General features: G+C 60.6%; 11 protein-coding genes. 2 read left to right on the top strand and 9 right to left on the bottom strand.

Features of this window, described 5'->3' with window-relative positions; genetic code table 11:
• Positions 1-545: 545 nt before the first annotated feature.
• The gene (locus J3L12_RS01540) at positions 546-1307 is read left to right on the top strand and encodes a hypothetical protein (protein WP_208013266.1); all 762 of its coding nucleotides are present in this window, start codon (positions 546-548) and stop codon (positions 1305-1307) included.
• A gap of 416 nt (positions 1308-1723) precedes the next feature.
• On the opposite strand, the gene J3L12_RS01535 is transcribed toward J3L12_RS01540, so the two are convergent.
• The gene (locus J3L12_RS01535) at positions 1724-3004 is read right to left on the bottom strand and encodes an MFS transporter (RefSeq protein ID WP_208013265.1); all 1281 of its coding nucleotides are present in this window, start codon (positions 3002-3004) and stop codon (positions 1724-1726) included.
• Positions 3005-3128: 124 nt separating this feature from the next.
• Here J3L12_RS01535 and dnaE point away from each other — a divergent pair, with 124 nt between their 5' ends.
• Complete coding sequence (gene dnaE, locus J3L12_RS01530; RefSeq protein WP_208013264.1) at positions 3129-6905, top strand: DNA polymerase III subunit alpha; 3777 nt, start codon at positions 3129-3131, stop codon at positions 6903-6905.
• A 27-nt stretch (positions 6906-6932) separates the two neighbouring features.
• Here dnaE and J3L12_RS01525 read toward each other — a convergent pair whose 3' ends face one another.
• The 8 genes from J3L12_RS01525 to kynU all read right to left on the bottom strand — a co-directional run bounded on the left by J3L12_RS01525 (position 6933) and on the right by kynU (position 14592).
• The gene (locus J3L12_RS01525) at positions 6933-7745 is read right to left on the bottom strand and encodes an alpha/beta hydrolase (protein ID WP_208013263.1); all 813 of its coding nucleotides are present in this window, start codon (positions 7743-7745) and stop codon (positions 6933-6935) included.
• Positions 7746-7809: 64 nt separating this feature from the next.
• Entirely contained in the window at positions 7810-8520 is a 711-nt protein-coding gene (locus J3L12_RS01520) for an ABC transporter ATP-binding protein (RefSeq protein WP_208013262.1), read from the bottom strand.
• A complete protein-coding gene (locus tag J3L12_RS01515; RefSeq protein ID WP_208013261.1) occupies positions 8517-9275 on the bottom strand; it encodes an ABC transporter ATP-binding protein in 759 nt (252 codons plus the stop codon). Before J3L12_RS01515 ends, J3L12_RS01520 begins: the two co-directional genes overlap by 4 nt.
• Positions 9272-10195 carry a branched-chain amino acid ABC transporter permease gene (locus J3L12_RS01510; RefSeq protein ID WP_208013260.1) on the bottom strand — a complete coding sequence of 308 codons (924 nt, stop codon included), beginning with the start codon at positions 10193-10195 and terminating at the stop codon, positions 9272-9274. Before J3L12_RS01510 ends, J3L12_RS01515 begins: the two co-directional genes overlap by 4 nt.
• A 9-nt stretch (positions 10196-10204) precedes the next feature.
• On the bottom strand, positions 10205-11125 hold the full coding sequence (locus J3L12_RS01505; RefSeq protein ID WP_208013259.1) for a branched-chain amino acid ABC transporter permease: 921 nt from the start codon (positions 11123-11125) through the stop codon (positions 10205-10207).
• A gap of 166 nt (positions 11126-11291) precedes the next feature.
• Entirely contained in the window at positions 11292-12458 is a 1167-nt protein-coding gene (locus tag J3L12_RS01500) for an ABC transporter substrate-binding protein (RefSeq protein WP_208013258.1), read from the bottom strand.
• A 68-nt stretch (positions 12459-12526) separates the two neighbouring features.
• A complete protein-coding gene (gene kynA, locus J3L12_RS01495; RefSeq protein WP_208013257.1) occupies positions 12527-13363 on the bottom strand; it encodes a tryptophan 2,3-dioxygenase in 837 nt (278 codons plus the stop codon).
• On the bottom strand, positions 13363-14592 hold the full coding sequence (gene kynU / locus J3L12_RS01490; protein ID WP_208013256.1) for a kynureninase: 1230 nt from the start codon (positions 14590-14592) through the stop codon (positions 13363-13365). Before kynU ends, kynA begins: the two co-directional genes overlap by 1 nt.
• Between the last annotated feature and the right edge of the window lie 10 nt (positions 14593-14602).

Here is a 14602-nt window from a genome sequence, read left to right as displayed (position 1 = left end):
TGGGCTTACCTCATCATCGCCCTGAACCTCATCGCTGCTTCCCCAGACCTGTGTATAGCTGACATCGTTTTGTGACTAGCACCAGTGATTATATAAAGTGTGGTGGTCGGGTGGATGACCCGCACCCTTCGCATTACGAAAAAGGAAAGATCAAGGCAAAGGCAACCATTGACTGCACTCCTCACAACCTTAGGGCTATTACGACATACAGTCTCTCGCTTTATCTGCAACGCTGGCAAGGATTTCTATGGCAAACTATTGCGGTTGAACGCGGTTCAAAAAGCACTACCACTAAGGTTAGATGGACAAATTTTACGGTAAGAGCGCCTTGTGTTAATGGTACGTACCGAGCGCTGGCCCAGGTTACCTTTCGAACCCCAGGCTATTGGAGTTTAGGCTGGTTTTCTAGGGTGTCGAATGTCCGGTCAATCGAATGTGATCCGCCTAAGCCAGATCCACCAATCTGTGGGGATGACAAGTGTTACTAAACATGAGTACCCGGCAAACGCAACGTATACGCAGCTAACTGGTAGGATGTTGCTGAAATGATTGACAGCAACCAAGCCACCCAACGTCTGTTTCAAAGAATTGTGGGTAGCGAATGGCGATTCGCGTTCGGTCTGTACTTTTCCAGCGTGTGGGAGTTCTACTACCCGATGATGGGACTTGTTCTAGAGAAACACGATAGTCACAGACGCGAACCCTGGTATGGAACTCTGTGGCATGAATTTAAGTTTTGGTGGAGGCCCGGCGAATGGATGGTCAGGGAGGAGACGAATAAAGAGATCCAAAATCAGAGGGTAACACGGGAATCTGGTAAAAGAGTGATTGCTAGAGGCGGACAAAAAAAGACCATGTGGTACAACAAGACAAGGGTTGAACCGCTTGCAAAGACCGTACGGTGCTCGAATGGGTTTGGTGAATACCTGTGTGATCCCATCAACAACGAAGCCTTCGAGCTTGGGACGCTTCCTCGCGAGCATTTTCTTCTCCTTTTCCTGCTGTTTACCCACCGTTTCGGGAGCCCCACCGAGGATCTTTTTCTCAACAGGCCGGTTATTAGTGTGGAAGCCACCCCGATACCGGAGGAAACCCTTTCGTCTGATACCGTCTGGGCGCCGAGTCTAGGGGAGGATGAACTCTGGCATATAGGAGATTTGTATCGCTTGAAACTAGATCTCGAGACGGGGCTGTTGCTACACCTGGAGGCTTTCGCAGAGGGTCAAGTTTTCCTGCGGGCTGAGGTGAGGGAGCTTGCCTTGGGAAAACTACCACCGCCGCCCTTTTTAGTCTCGGAGTTTGAATAGTAAGACCTTACCACTTACCCCGGGTGATTTAGTGGCGAATATCGCGGTCTTCACAGACCTGGCCGCCTCGATGGGCGGCCACTCTTCTGTTCAGGACAAAGGATTCTTAATCCCGGATGACTCGGTTATTGTGAAGAGCGCTCAAAGTGTTGATTGCCAATCGGTTTCAGTAGAGCACCGCTGGGACTTCCATCGATACAACCTACACGATGCGTCGTTATGTACCCGACGCAGGGAAACCGCCGTGTAGGGTATTGATGATACGCTTTGAGTTACACTACCCTTGCATAACACCTTGTTTTGTGTTTATTGCGTTTTGTTCACCAGTTGTGGGGGTATGGTATTCCGACTAATTCATGTTGGTTACGGCTAATCTCGCACAGAATGCCCTGCCTTGACACCTGCTTTCTCTCGCATCATTTTGTGAGACGCCGAGGCTGGATATACCCCACCACCAGTGCCGACAGCAGCATGGCCAGCACCGGCGGCCCGGCCATCAGGAAGCGGAAGGCGGTTTCTGGCACAGGGCCGGGTTGGTCTCCGCTCACATAGCCAAACAGAGGGGTCAGGGAGGCCAGCATGAGGTTCTGTATCACCCCCGAGAGGCGCACCAGTACAGCCGCCGTGCCGTAGAACGCCCCTTCACGTCGCAGACCGGTTTGGTCGGCATCTTGATCAATTACCTGAGCCAGTACCACATCTTGCAAAACCACTACCCCACTCACTGCAAAACCCAGCGGAAGGGCCAGGATCAGTACCCAGGTCAGGCTGTCTACCAGCCACAGGGGCAACAGGGCAAGCACAAATACCCCCATGGCCAATCGCCAGCCTTGCTTGGCGCCAAGCCTCCGGGTGATTGCAGACCACACGAACGCACACACCAGGGCAACTCCAAATACCGCTCCAAAAATCACCCCTGTTTGTGCGCCGGGTAGCTCGAGGGCATACCTGGCAAAAAAGGGAAAGCCCAGCATCAAGAGCCCCAAAGCGGTCTGGGTCAGTGCAACCGCCGCCAACATCAGCCGAAAATCCGGGTTTTTAAGGGTATCCAGCAGATTGGCCCAGAAACCCGCAAAAGCAGAGGGGGGTGCCCATCCGGGTTCGCGCAGGTTGGAGAAAAAACGCCACAGACTGAGCCCGGCCAACCCGGCCCAGATCAGGCTCATGCCGCCAAATCCAAGCCGGGTATACAGCAGCGGACTCAATGAAGTTACCATCAGCAGTCCCAGCAAACTTGCTGCCCGCCGTAGTGCATTGGCCCGCACCCGGGTATCTTCTTCGGGATAAAGTGCTGGAAAAAGCGCGTTGAAGTTGAGATACACCAGCGAAGCCAGGGCTTCAAACACCAACAGAAAAATCAGGAAGTAGATAAACAGCCCCAGGCCCTGAAGCCCTGCCGGCACCCACCACAAGGGCAGGCTACACAGCACATACAGCGGCAGGCCAAACCGCAGCCAGGGCCAGCGTCGCCCTCTGGCATGCTGGGTACGGTCGGACAGATAGCCAAACAGGGGGTCGTTGAGGGTGTCCCAGACCGCATTGATGCTGCGGGCCAGGGCAACCCAGGACGCAGCCAGACCGAGCTGGTCGGTGTAGAAAAAAACCAGAAAACTGCCCACTGCATGGGTCGGCAAAGCCAACCCAAACTCCCCCAGTGCATAGGCCCAGGGGGCCGTAGAGGGTCTGGCGGGGTTCACCGGGTTGAGTTTACCAGCTTGGCAAGCGCTATCTTCGGTCAGATGTGGCTCCGCCTTACAGGGAAACCGCCTTTGCTGGAGGGCCATAGGGATACCGATGGTTTTGCGTTATGCTTTGTCCATAATGGCCACGGATCTCAATCCATTTGAAAATCGCAAAGTCCACACCCCCGATAACTGCCCGGTTTGTAAGTTTGCCCACCTGCACCAGCACACCCAGTTCAGCCTGCTGGATGGGGCGGCCCGGCTCAAAGACCTGCTCAAGTGGGTCAAGCAGACCTCGCCCGAGGAGCCCATGCTGGCCATGACCGACCACGGCAACCTGTTCGGAGCGGTGCAGTTTTACAAGTACGCCACCGAGATGGGCGTCAAGCCCATCATCGGCTACGAGGCCTATGTGGCCGCCGAGTCTCGCTTTGACCGCAAGCAGGGGAAGGGGCTGGATGGGGGTTATTTTCATCTCACGCTGCTGGCCCAGAACATGGAGGGCTACCAGAACCTCTCCCGGCTGGCCAGCCGGGCCTACCTCGAGGGTTTCTACGGTAAACCCCGCATAGACCGCGAGATTCTGCGCGAGCATAACGCGGGCATCATCGCCCTTTCGGGCTGTTTGGGGGCCGAAATTCCACAGTTTATTTTGCAGGAGCGCCACGAGGACGCGGAAAAGCGCCTGCAGGAATACCTCTCGATATTTGGCCCCGAGCGCTACTTCATCGAGATTCAAGACCACGGCCTGCCCGAGCAGCACAAGGTGAACCGGGTACTTAAGGAGTTTGCCGATAAGTACGGCCTGGGGATTGTGGCCACCAACGACGGGCACTACGTCCGCAAAGAGGACGCCGAGGCCCACGCGGTGGTGCTGGCGGTGCAGTCCAAGGCCACCTGGGACGACCCCAACCGCTGGAAGTTCCCCTGCGACGAGTTTTATGTCAAAAGCCCCCAGGAGATGGTTCAGACCTTTGAAGACGAAAAAGAGCTCTGGGGCAGCCGGATGGACGAACTTTTCGACAACTCGGTGAATATCGGGCGGATGTGCAACGTGGAGCTGGTGCCCAGGAAAGTGCAGTATCGCATTCCCAAGTATCCACTGCCCGAGGGACGTACCGAGGTGACGTACTTTCGGGAACTGACCTTTACCGGGCTGCTCAAGCGCTATCCGGGCCGGGTGACCCCCGAGCTCTACCGCGAGTTCTTGCGAAAAATAGGTCGTCCGGTGCCCCACGGCGACGGAGATGTGCTGGCACGGGAACTGGCGCAGATACCCGACCTCGAGGCCACCCGGGCCCACCTGCCCGAGCTGCGGGAAGGGATGGTCTGGGACGGCTGGGCCATTCTGTCCCGTGCGGTTTACGAACTCACCGTGGTGGAGCGGATGGGCTTTCCGGGCTACCTGCTGATTGTGAGCGATTTCATCAACTGGGCCAAGGACAACGGCATCTCGGTAGGGCCAGGCCGGGGCTCGGCAGCAGGCTCGCTGGTGACCTATGCCACCCGCATTACCAACATTGACCCCCTGGAATACAACCTGCTTTTTGAGCGCTTTTTGAACCCGGCGCGGGTCTCCATGCCCGATATTGACACCGACTTTTCCGATGTCCGCCGGGGGGAGGTGATCGAGTACGTGCGCCAGCGCTACGGCGACGAGATGGTGGCCCAGATCGGCACCTTTGGCACCCTGGCCTCCAAGGCGGCCATCAAGGATGCGGCGCGGGTCTTTGGGCTGCCGGTCAAAAAGGCCGATGAACTGGCCAAGCTGATCCCGGTGGTGTTCGGCAAGCCTACCCCACTGGAAAAAGCCATCGAGACCATCCCCGACCTTCGGGCCGAAATGGAGAAAGACCCGCTGGTAAAGCGGGTGCTGGAGGTAGCACAGAAGCTCGAGGGCCTGAACCGCCAGTCCTCTGTACACGCAGCCGGCGTGGTCATCTCCGACGTGCCCCTGCAAGACTACATCCCGCTGATGCGGGCGGGCGACACCGGCGCCAAGGTCACGCAGTACGACATGGGCTCGGTGGAGGCTCTGGGCTTCTTGAAGATGGACTTCCTGGGCCTGCGCACCCTCTCATTTCTGGACGAATGCAAGCGCATCGTTAAGGAATCCAAGGGGGTAGAGATTGATTTCGACCGCATCCCGATGGACGATGCTGCAACCTTTGAACTGCTGGGGCGTGGCGAGACCAAGGGGATTTTCCAGCTCGACTCGGCGGGCATGACCAGCGCCGTGCGGGGATTAAAGCCGCGCCGCATTCAGGACATCATCGCGCTGGGCGCGCTCTACCGGCCCGGCCCCATGGAGAACATTCCCACCTACATCCGCCGCCATCACGGGCGCGAGCCGGTGGAGTACCCGCAGTTTCCCAACGCCGAAAAGTACATTCGGCCGATCCTGGAAGAGACCTATGGCATTCCGGTCTACCAGGAGCAGATTATGCAGATTGCCACGGTGGCGGCCGGCTACAGCCTGGGCGAGGCCGACCTGCTGCGGCGGGCCATGGGCAAGAAGAAGATGGAGGAGATGGTCAAGCACCGCGCCCAGTTCAAGAAAGGCGCAGCAGAGAAGGGCATACCGGAGGACGAGGCCGACCGGCTATTTGACTTGCTCGAGGCCTTCGCCAACTACGGCTTCAACAAGTCGCACTCGGCGGCGTACGCCATTCTGACCTACCAGACCGCTTATGTAAAAGCCCACTTCCCGGTGGAGTTCTTTGCTGCCGTGCTGACGGTTGAACGCGGCGACTCCGATAAGGTGGCCGAGTACATCCGGGCGGCGCGGGCGGTGGGGGTCGAGGTGTTGCCGCCGGATATCAACCAGTCGGGCTTCAGCTTCCGGGCGCTGGAAAAAAGCGTGCTGTTTGGTCTGTCGGCGGTCAAGAACGTGGGTGAGCACCCTACCGAGCAGATTCTGGCCGAGCGGGAACGGGGTGGGAAGTTCAGGTCGTTGCCTGACTTTCTGCGGCGGGTGGATGCCAGCGTGGCCAACAAGCGCGTGGTGGAGTCGCTGATCAAGGCGGGGGCCTTTGATGCTTTTGGCCCCAGAGGGCCCATGCTGGCGGCCCTGGACGACCTGCTTAAGTGGGCCCAGGCCGAGCGGGAGCGGGCTGAGTCGGGGATGGTGGGCCTCTTTGGCGAGTCCCAGGAACCTGTTATTCCAAAAAAACCCTTACTGGATGCCATTACCGAGCTGCGCATGGAAAAAGAGGCCCTGGGCATTTACGTAACCGGTCATCCGCTTTCCCGCTACAGAGGCTTGCGCGAGGCGGCTACCTGTACGGTGGAGGATCTGCCCCAGGCCTTTGCCGAACTCAAAGGCAGCCGCAACCGTGCGCGACTTTTGCTGGCCGGGATGGTAGAAGGGATTGTTCGCAAGCCCACCAAGTCGGGCGGGATGCTGGTGCGCTTTACGCTGGGGGATGAGACGGGCGCGGTGGAAGTGGTGGGGTTTGGCAAGTCCTACGACAAAATTTCACCGCGCATCGCCGAGGATGCCGCTGTTTTAGTAGTGGTGGAGGTGGAGCCGGACGGCGAGGGCGAGAGCTTGCGGGTGGTGGCGCAGGATGTATTCCCGTACAACGAACTCGAGGGGATGCCCAAGGTGCTGGAGCTCGAGCTCGATATGGCCCTGATGGACGATGAAAAGCTGCTGGATCTGCGCAGCCGGCTCGATGAATACCCCGGTATTTTGCCCGTCCAGCTCAAGGTGCGGGGGCCGGGCGGCTGGGCCCTGGTGGAGGCCCGCGAGGTCAAGGCCGCCGAGGAGGCCCTGCCGGTGCTCCAGAACCTCGACTGGCTCGAGGCCCGCCTGATTCCCGACCGCGAGATGCTACTGGGCTTTGGGAAACCCGCCGATGGCAACTTTAGAAATCAAAAGGGGACAGACCAGGGGCCGGTGGTGCCGTTTTGAGCCCCCAAAGGATTCCTGAAACCTTTACTACAGGAAAGGCCTCCACACCGGGCTCTCGAGGTCGGTAAGTACCTCCGGCGCGTTGAAGTGGTGAAGCCCGGGCAGCGAGATCACGTCAGGGCAGTTGTTAGGCCAGGCCTGGTGCAGTAGCTGGCTCTGGCGGTGGAATTCGCTGGGCTCGAGCCCCCCTACCGCCAGCAGCAGGGGTGCTCGGAGGGTGGGTTCTTTGTAGATGGGGCTCGAGGCCCGTGCGCTTGCGGGGTCGAGCCGCAGGTCGCTGTTGACCGAAACCTGCAACAGGGGCTCGAGGTCAAAGAGGCCGCTGATGGCGATACCGCCAGCAATCGCCCCCGAAGGTACACCGTAGGCCGCCCAGGGGGTCGCAAACATCTCGGCGGTCAGGTGCCCCCCCGCCGAGTGCCCGCTGATGAGCATGGGGCTCTGGATCCCATACCGGGGGACCTCCCGGGAGAGCCAGGCCACGGCCCGGCGGCACTGCTCGGTAATCTCGGCCAGGCGCACCGCCGGGCACAGGGCGTAGTTCAGCACCGCCACGCTGATACCGGCCCTCACCAGCGGCGGGGCCAGCCAGGAAAAGTCGTCCTTGTCGAAGGCCCGCCAGTAGCCCCCGTGTATGAACACCAGGAGGTAGCGGCTCTTTGGGGCCGGGAAGAGGTCGAGGGTTTCCTTTGGGCCAGCCCCGTAAGGCAAATTGGCGTGGTGTTCCAAGGCTTGCCGGGCTGCATAGGAATCTTCGGCCCAGCGCCGGAAATACTCGGCAGCATCGGGCACCGAGAGCCGGGGGCTGTACTCGAGTTCGTGCCAGGAGGGGGTGCTCATGGTTGAGAGTCCATAGCTAATGGCTGAAAGCTTATAGCGGATAGCCCCTTGCTAATGGCTATTTCTATACGCTCAGATACCGTTTCCATAACTCGGGCTGGGTCTTCAGGGCCTCCGAGTCGCCCTGCCAGACCACCCGCCCACGCTCGAGGATGGTGTGCTGGTCGGCCAGGGCAATCAGACGTTCGACGTACTTGTCAATCACCAGGATAGTCTGCCCACTTTCCTTGAGGAGCCGCAGCACCCGCCAGATTTCCTCGCGTAAAAGTGGGGCCAGGCCTTCGGTGGCCTCGTCCAGAATTAGGAGGCGCGGATTGGTCATGAGCGCCCGCCCCACCGCCAGCATCTGCTGCTCGCCGCCAGAGAGCTGGTTGCCCAGGTTGTGTTGCCGCTCCTGCAGGCGGGGGAACAGCTCGTAGATGCGGGGTAGCGTCCAGGGGCTGGGGCTTTTGTTGCGGTTGGCGGCAAAGGCGATCAGGTTTTCCTTCACGGTCAGGTTGGGGAAGATCTGCCGCCCCTCGGGCACCACCGCGATGCCCAGAGCGGCAATCTGCTCGGGCGGTAGGGCTTCGATTCGTGTACCCGCGAAGCGAATCTGACCCGAGCGGGCCGGGGTCAGGCCCAGGATGGAGCGCACTGTGGTGGTCTTGCCCATGCCGTTCCGGCCCAGCAGGGTGGCAACCTGGCCCTCTCGGATTTGCAGGCTCAGGTTGAACAAGACCTGGCTGGAGCCGTAGAAGGTCTGCAAGTCCTGGATTTCCAGTAGGGCGCTCATGGGTGCTTGCCTCCGGGGTCATCGCCCAGGTATGCCTTGTGAACCTCGGGGTTGGCCCGGATTGCCTCGGGGGGGCCGGAGGCAATTACGTGCCCATAGACCAGTACCGAGATGCGCTGGGCCAGCCGAAAAACCGCGTCCATATCGTGCTCGACCAGCAAAATGGTCACGCTTTGAGAGAGCCGGGCGATGAGCTCCACCATCTGCCCCGACTCCTCGGGCCCCATGCCGGCCATGGGTTCGTCGAGTAAGAGCAGCTTGGGCTTGCAGGCCAGGGCCAGCCCCACCTCGAGCTGCCGCTGTTCGCCGTGCGAGAGCTGGGCTGCTGGAGTGTGGTTGCGGGGAGTCAGGCCCAGCAGTTCGGCGATTTGCTCGGCCTCCTGGCGCAACCCTTTTTCGCGTTTGACCGGGCTCCAGAAGCGAAAACTGCTGCCGCTGCGGGCCTGCACGGCGAGCTCGAGGTTCTCCAGCACGGTATAACTCCTGAACAGGTTGGTGATCTGAAAAGTGCGGGCCAGCCCCAGCCGCACCCGCAGGTGCTGGGGGGTATGGGTAATGTCGTGCCCATCGAAGCGAATGCGGCCTTTGCTGGGCCTCAGGGCCCCGCTGATCTGGTTGATCAGGGTGGTCTTGCCGGCGCCGTTGGGGCCAATCAGGGCGTGGATCTCGCCCGCTTCAACGCTCAGGTTGCAGTCGTTGACGGCCAGCAAGCCGCCAAACTGCTTGGTCAGGTGCTCGATGACCAGCAGGCTCATCCAGCCCTCCGCCGCAGCAACCCGGCCAGCCCCCTGGGGGCAAACAGCACCACCAGCAGCAGGATGAGCCCCACCCCCAGTTGCCAGTAGATGGTGAGATCTTGCAGGATTTCCTCCACCACCAGCAGCGTTGTGGCTCCCAGCACCCCGCCCCAGAACTGCCCCACGCCACCCAGGATTACCATCATCATCAGGTGGCCCGACTGCTGCCAGGCCAGCAGGTTGGGCGAGGCGTACTGGGTGTAGTGGGCCATAAGCACCCCGGCCAGCCCCGCCAGCACCCCGGCTAGTACAAAGGCCACCAGCTGGAACCGGTAGACCGGATAGCCGATAGCGGCGGCCCGGCTCTCGTTCTCGCGGATGGCTTGCAGCACGCGCCCGAACCTCGAGTTCACCAGGCGGTACAGGCCGTAGAGCACGCCTGCCAGCACGGCCAGGGTCAGGTAGTACAGGGTGGTGTCGGAAAGCTCAAAGAGCCCAAAATCGGGCCGCCGGGCCCGCAGCCCATCCTCGCCGCCATACTGTTTGAACGAAACCACCAGAAAGTAAATCATCTGCGCGAAAGCCAGCGTGATCATGATGAAATACACACCCCGGGTTCGCAGGCAGACCGCTCCAATCAGGAAAGCCAGCAAGCCCGAAAGGGCCAGGGCCACCGGCCAGATCACCCAGGCCGAGCTCACGCCCTCGCGGGCCAGAATGGCCGCCGTATAGGCCCCCACGCCAAAATAGGCGGCATGCCCAAAGCTCACCATGCCGCCATAGCCCAGAATCAGGTTGAGGCTGCTGGCGGCCAGGGCGAAAATCATAATCTTGGTCAGGAGGCCCGTATAAAACTCCAGACCCGTTGCGCTGGCGATGGGTGGAAACGCCAGCAAGAGGCCCAGCAGTACCAGGGGGGTTAGCCAGTTGCGCGGCATGGGTCTCTCCTAGGTGCGGGCCGGGAAAAGCCCCTGGGGCTTGAAGAAGAGCACCACGGCCATCAGCAGGTATATCAGAATGGAGGCCAGGGCCGGGCCCAGGTTTGAGGCCACCTCGGGCGAGGCCACCTGGCTCAGCAAGAGGGGCAGAAAGGCCCTGCCGGCGGTGTCCACAATGCCCACCAGCAGTGCGCCCACCAGCGCCCCCTTGATGGAGCCAATGCCCCCAATCACAATCACCACAAAAGCCAGAATCAGGATGCTCTCGCCCATGCCCACCTGCACGGCCAGGATGGGTCCCAGAAAGGCTCCCGCAATGGCACACAAAGCCGCCCCCACCCCAAACAGGAGGGTGAAGAGGGGCTTGATGGGCACCCCCATGGCCTGGGCCATCTCGCGGTTGGAGGCCCCGGCCCTTAGCCACATGCCGGCCCGGGTATTGTTCACCAGCAAAAACAGGGCCAGCGCGACCACCAGACCCACCGCAATGATGGTGAGCCGGAAGGCCGAGTAGTGGAGGCCGGGCAGAATCTCGATGGGCCCCGACAAGCCCTCCGGGGCCGAGAGCAGCAGGGGTTGCGAGCCCCAGATGATGCGTACGACTTCGTTAATAATCAGAATCAGGGCAAAGGTGGCCAGCACCTGGGACAGATGGTCTCGCTTGTAGAGCTGGCGCAGGATGGAGAGCTCGAGGAGCATCCCGATCAGGGCCGTCCCGACCACGGCCAGCAGCACCCCCAGCCAGAACACCCCGGTAAGGCCCACAAAGGTCGCGGTCAGGTAAGCCCCAATCATGTAAAGCGAGCCGTGGGCCAGGTTGATCATGTCCATGATGCCGAAGACCAGCGTCAGGCCGGCGGCCAGCAAAAAGAGCATTAGCCCAAACTGTACGCCGTTCAGGATTTGTTCGAGGAAAAGCGAGGGGGGCATAGGGTTCTGGGGGGTGGGGGGTAGGTAGTGGGGATGGGGAGGGCGCTAGGGCTACCGAGAGGCTTGAGTTGCCTTGCGTAAGTTTGGACGCCCTGGCTGCCTCCACCCCTCACCTGATAACGCTAGAGAAACTGCGGGCCGCGTATGCAAATCGGTGTATGCCCCACTACCTCAGCTTGCACTGCGAGACATAGGCGTCGCTGTGGTTGGTAAAGATGTTCCCGACCAACCGGTTAATGATTTCGCCATTCGGCGCCTGGATTACCTGACGCAGGTAGTAGTTCTGGACGGGGTAGCCATTGGGGTTGAACTTGAGGGGCCCGCGGGTGCTGTTGAAGCCGGCCAGGAAGGCTTTGCGCAGGTCGTCTTTTTTGGAAACATCGCCCCCTACCGCCCGGATGGCGGCGTCCAGCATCAGTGCCGCATCGTAGCCCTGCGAGGCGTAAAGGGTGGGGGTGCGGTTGTAGGCTTTGCGGAACTCCTCCACAAAGCGCTGATTGACCGGGTTGTTGAGTTCCAGCGCCCAGTGCGAGCTGTTGTAGATGCCCACCATCGGACGGCCCACCGCCCGGATTACATCGGCGTCGGCGGAGAAGCCGGGCAGGAACAACGGAATTTCGCGCAGCAGACCGGCCTCGGCGTACTGCTTGATGAAGTTCACACCCATTGCGCCCGGTTGGAAGGTGTAGACCGCTTTGGGGCGGGCTGCGCGAATCTGGGCGATCTCGGCGGAGAAGTCGAGCTGGTTGAGGCGGTTATAGACCTCTGCCGCAATCTTGCCCTTGTAGAAGCGCTTGAAACCGGTCAGGGCATCGCGCCCGGCGGGGTAGTTGGGGGCCAGGATGAAGACGTTCTCGAAGCGGCGGGTGTTGACGTACTGGCCCATGGCCTCGTGCAGGTTATCGTTCTGCCAGGCCACATTGAAGAAGTAGGGGTTACAGCGCTCCCCGGCGTATTCCGATGGCCCTGCGTTCAAGCTGATGTAGTGTATCTTTTCGTCGAAAACGGCGTCGCCCACCGCCAGCAGGATGTTGGAGAAGATGATGCCGGTCATGAAGTCTACCCGCTCGCGTTTGAGCATCCGGTCTACCGCCTGCCGCGCCACGTCAGGGTTTTGCTGGTCGTCGGCCACGATGACCTCTACGGGTACACCCCCCAACTGGTTGTTCAGAAGCCGCACCGCCAGGTTGAAGCCGTCGCGGGCATCAATGCCAAGGGCTGCGCCGCCGCCCGAGAGGGTGCTGACGAAGCCTACCTTGATGGTGCGCTGGGCTGCTGCGAAGGGGGCGAGCAGCACTGCCGATAAAACCAGGAGCCAAAACATCTTTTTCATCGTTCCTCCCACTTCTTTCCTAGTTGACCGAATGATAACGGGTTGGTAGCACTTTGTTGAGTCCCTTCCTATAAATGGGTGCGAACCTGCCACAACTCCGGAAACAGCACGATGTCCAGGGCCTGTTTCAGATAGGGTACCCCGGCGGTGCCGCCGGTGCCCTGCTTGAGGCCGATGATGCGCTCTACGGTGGTCAGGTGGTTGAAGCGCCAGCGGCGGAAGTTGTCCTCTACATCTACCAGTTTTTCAGCAAGGTAATAGAGGTCCCAGTACCGCTCGGGCTGGCGGTAGACCTCGAGCCAGGCCGCCCGCACCCCTTCGTGGGGCTGATAGGGTTGGGAAAAATCCCGCTTTAGCACGCTCTTGGGAATGTCCAGCCCTCTTGTGGCCACCAGATGCAAAGCGAGGTCGTACAGGCTGGGTGCGTGCAGGGCCTCTTCCAGAGGCCGGTAGTGCTCGGGCCGGTGCTGGTGGGGGCGCATCATGAAGGGTTGCTTGTTGCCGAACAGGAACTCGATTAGCCGGTACTGGTGCGACTGAAACCCGGAGGCCCGCCCGAAGGCAGCGCGAAACTGGAGGTAGTCGGATGGGGTCATGGTTTTGAGCACCTCCCAACTGGCCGCCATCTGTTCCTGGGCGCGGCAGACCCGGGTCAGCATCTTGAGGGCCGGATCCACGATGCCCTGCTTCAGCAGGCTCATCGCACTGGTGAGCTCGTGGATGATCAGCTTCATCCAGAGCTCCTGCACCTGGTGAATCAGGATGAAAAGCACCTCGTCGTGGGCCTGGGTGAGGGTGCGCTGGGCCGAGAGCACCTGATCGAGCATCAGGTAGTCGCCATACGATAAATCCTTGCTGAAGTCGGTGTGGGCCTGGGTGTAGGTTTCGTCTCTGGGGTTGTTCATCAGGTCACCTTGGCCCTTTCGCTGAAGCGTGGGTCTTTCCATAGCTCTAGTTGCATCACCCGTTCCAACCGCTCTACGGCCTCTGATACGTCGGCAAAGCGCAGGTACAGGGGCGTAAAGCCGAAGCGCATGATGTCCGGGGCGCGGAAGTCGCCAATCACCCCCTGGCCGATCAGGGCCTGCATGATGGCGTAGCCCTGGGGGTGCCGGTAGGAAACCTGGCTACCGCGCTCTGCATGGGCTCTGGGCGTGGCCAGCTCAAAACCATAGCGCTCTGCCAGTGGCTCCATTAGCTCCATGAACAGGTCGGTCAGCTTGAGGGACTTTTCCCGTACTGCTTCCAGGTCTACGTCCGCAAACACCTCGAGCGCCGCGTCCAGGGCGCTCATCGAGAGTACCGCCGGCGTGCCCACGGTAAGCCGCCGGATATCCTCGGCGGCCACGTACTCCGGTACAAAAGCAAAGGGGGTCTGGTGGCCCATCCAGCCCGAAAGAAAGGGGAAGGTACGTTGCTGATGCCGCCGAGCCACAAACAAAAAGGCCGGTGCGCCGGGGCCGCCGTTCAGGTACTTGTAGCCGCAACCCACCGCAAAGTCCACCCCGTGCTGGTTCAGGTGTACCGGGAAAGCTCCCGCGCTGTGGGCCAGATCCCACAGAACCAGGGCCCCTTTTTCATGGGCCAGCTGGGTCAGCCGGGCCATATCGTAGCGGTAGCCGGTGCGGTAGTCCACCTCGGTCAGCATCAGCACGGCGGTCTGGTGGTCGAGGGCCTCTTCCAGTTCACTTTTCTTTACAAAGCGCAGCTCGAGGCCACCCAGGAGGGCCGAAACCCCCTGGGCGATGTAGAGGTCGGTGGGGAAGTTCTCCACGTCGGAGACAACCACCCTGCGCTCCGGGCGCAGCCGAAGAGCCGCCAGCAACACCTTGAACAGGTTGACCGAGGTCGAGTCGGCGGCCACCACCTCGCCCTCTTCGGCGCCAATCAGCCGGGCAATTTTGGCCCCCACCCTGAGCGGCAGATCCACCCAGCCGTGGGTGTTCCAGCTTCGGATCAGGCCCTGGCCCCACTGCTCCGTTACCACGTGTTTCAGGTGTTGTTGTACCGCTTTGGGCAGCACCCCTAGCGAGTTGCCGTCCAGGTACACCAGCCCCTCGGGGATGATAAAGGCCTCGCGTTTGGCGGCCAGGGGGTCGTTGCGATCCAGGGCTTCTATTTCGGCTTGGGTCATAGGGGTTCCT

The sequence above is a fragment of the Meiothermus sp. CFH 77666 genome (genome assembly GCF_017497985.1).
Classification (GTDB): Bacteria; Deinococcota; Deinococci; order Deinococcales; family Thermaceae; genus Meiothermus.
The sequence above is the reverse complement of the archived record's forward strand: the minus strand, read 5'-3'. Positions and strand labels throughout refer to the sequence as shown.

Bases quoted from the DNA above. Each gene is read 5' to 3' on its own strand.
- J3L12_RS01540 (WP_208013266.1), top strand. From the start codon at position 546: ATGATTGACAGCAACCAAGCCACCCAACGTCTGTTTCAAAGAATTGTG.
- dnaE (WP_208013264.1), top strand. From the start codon at position 3,129: ATGGCCACGGATCTCAATCCATTTGAAAATCGCAAAGTCCACACCCCC.
- J3L12_RS01525 (WP_208013263.1), bottom strand. From the start codon at position 7,745: ATGAGCACCCCCTCCTGGCACGAACTCGAGTACAGCCCCCGGCTCTCG.
- J3L12_RS01520 (WP_208013262.1), bottom strand. From the start codon at position 8,520: ATGAGCGCCCTACTGGAAATCCAGGACTTGCAGACCTTCTACGGCTCC.
- J3L12_RS01515 (WP_208013261.1), bottom strand. From the start codon at position 9,275: ATGAGCCTGCTGGTCATCGAGCACCTGACCAAGCAGTTTGGCGGCTTG.
- J3L12_RS01510 (WP_208013260.1), bottom strand. From the start codon at position 10,195: ATGCCGCGCAACTGGCTAACCCCCCTGGTACTGCTGGGCCTCTTGCTG.
- J3L12_RS01505 (WP_208013259.1), bottom strand. From the start codon at position 11,125: ATGCCCCCCTCGCTTTTCCTCGAACAAATCCTGAACGGCGTACAGTTT.
- J3L12_RS01500 (WP_208013258.1), bottom strand. From the start codon at position 12,458: ATGAAAAAGATGTTTTGGCTCCTGGTTTTATCGGCAGTGCTGCTCGCC.
- kynA (WP_208013257.1), bottom strand. From the start codon at position 13,363: ATGAACAACCCCAGAGACGAAACCTACACCCAGGCCCACACCGACTTC.
- kynU (WP_208013256.1), bottom strand. From the start codon at position 14,592: ATGACCCAAGCCGAAATAGAAGCCCTGGATCGCAACGACCCCCTGGCC.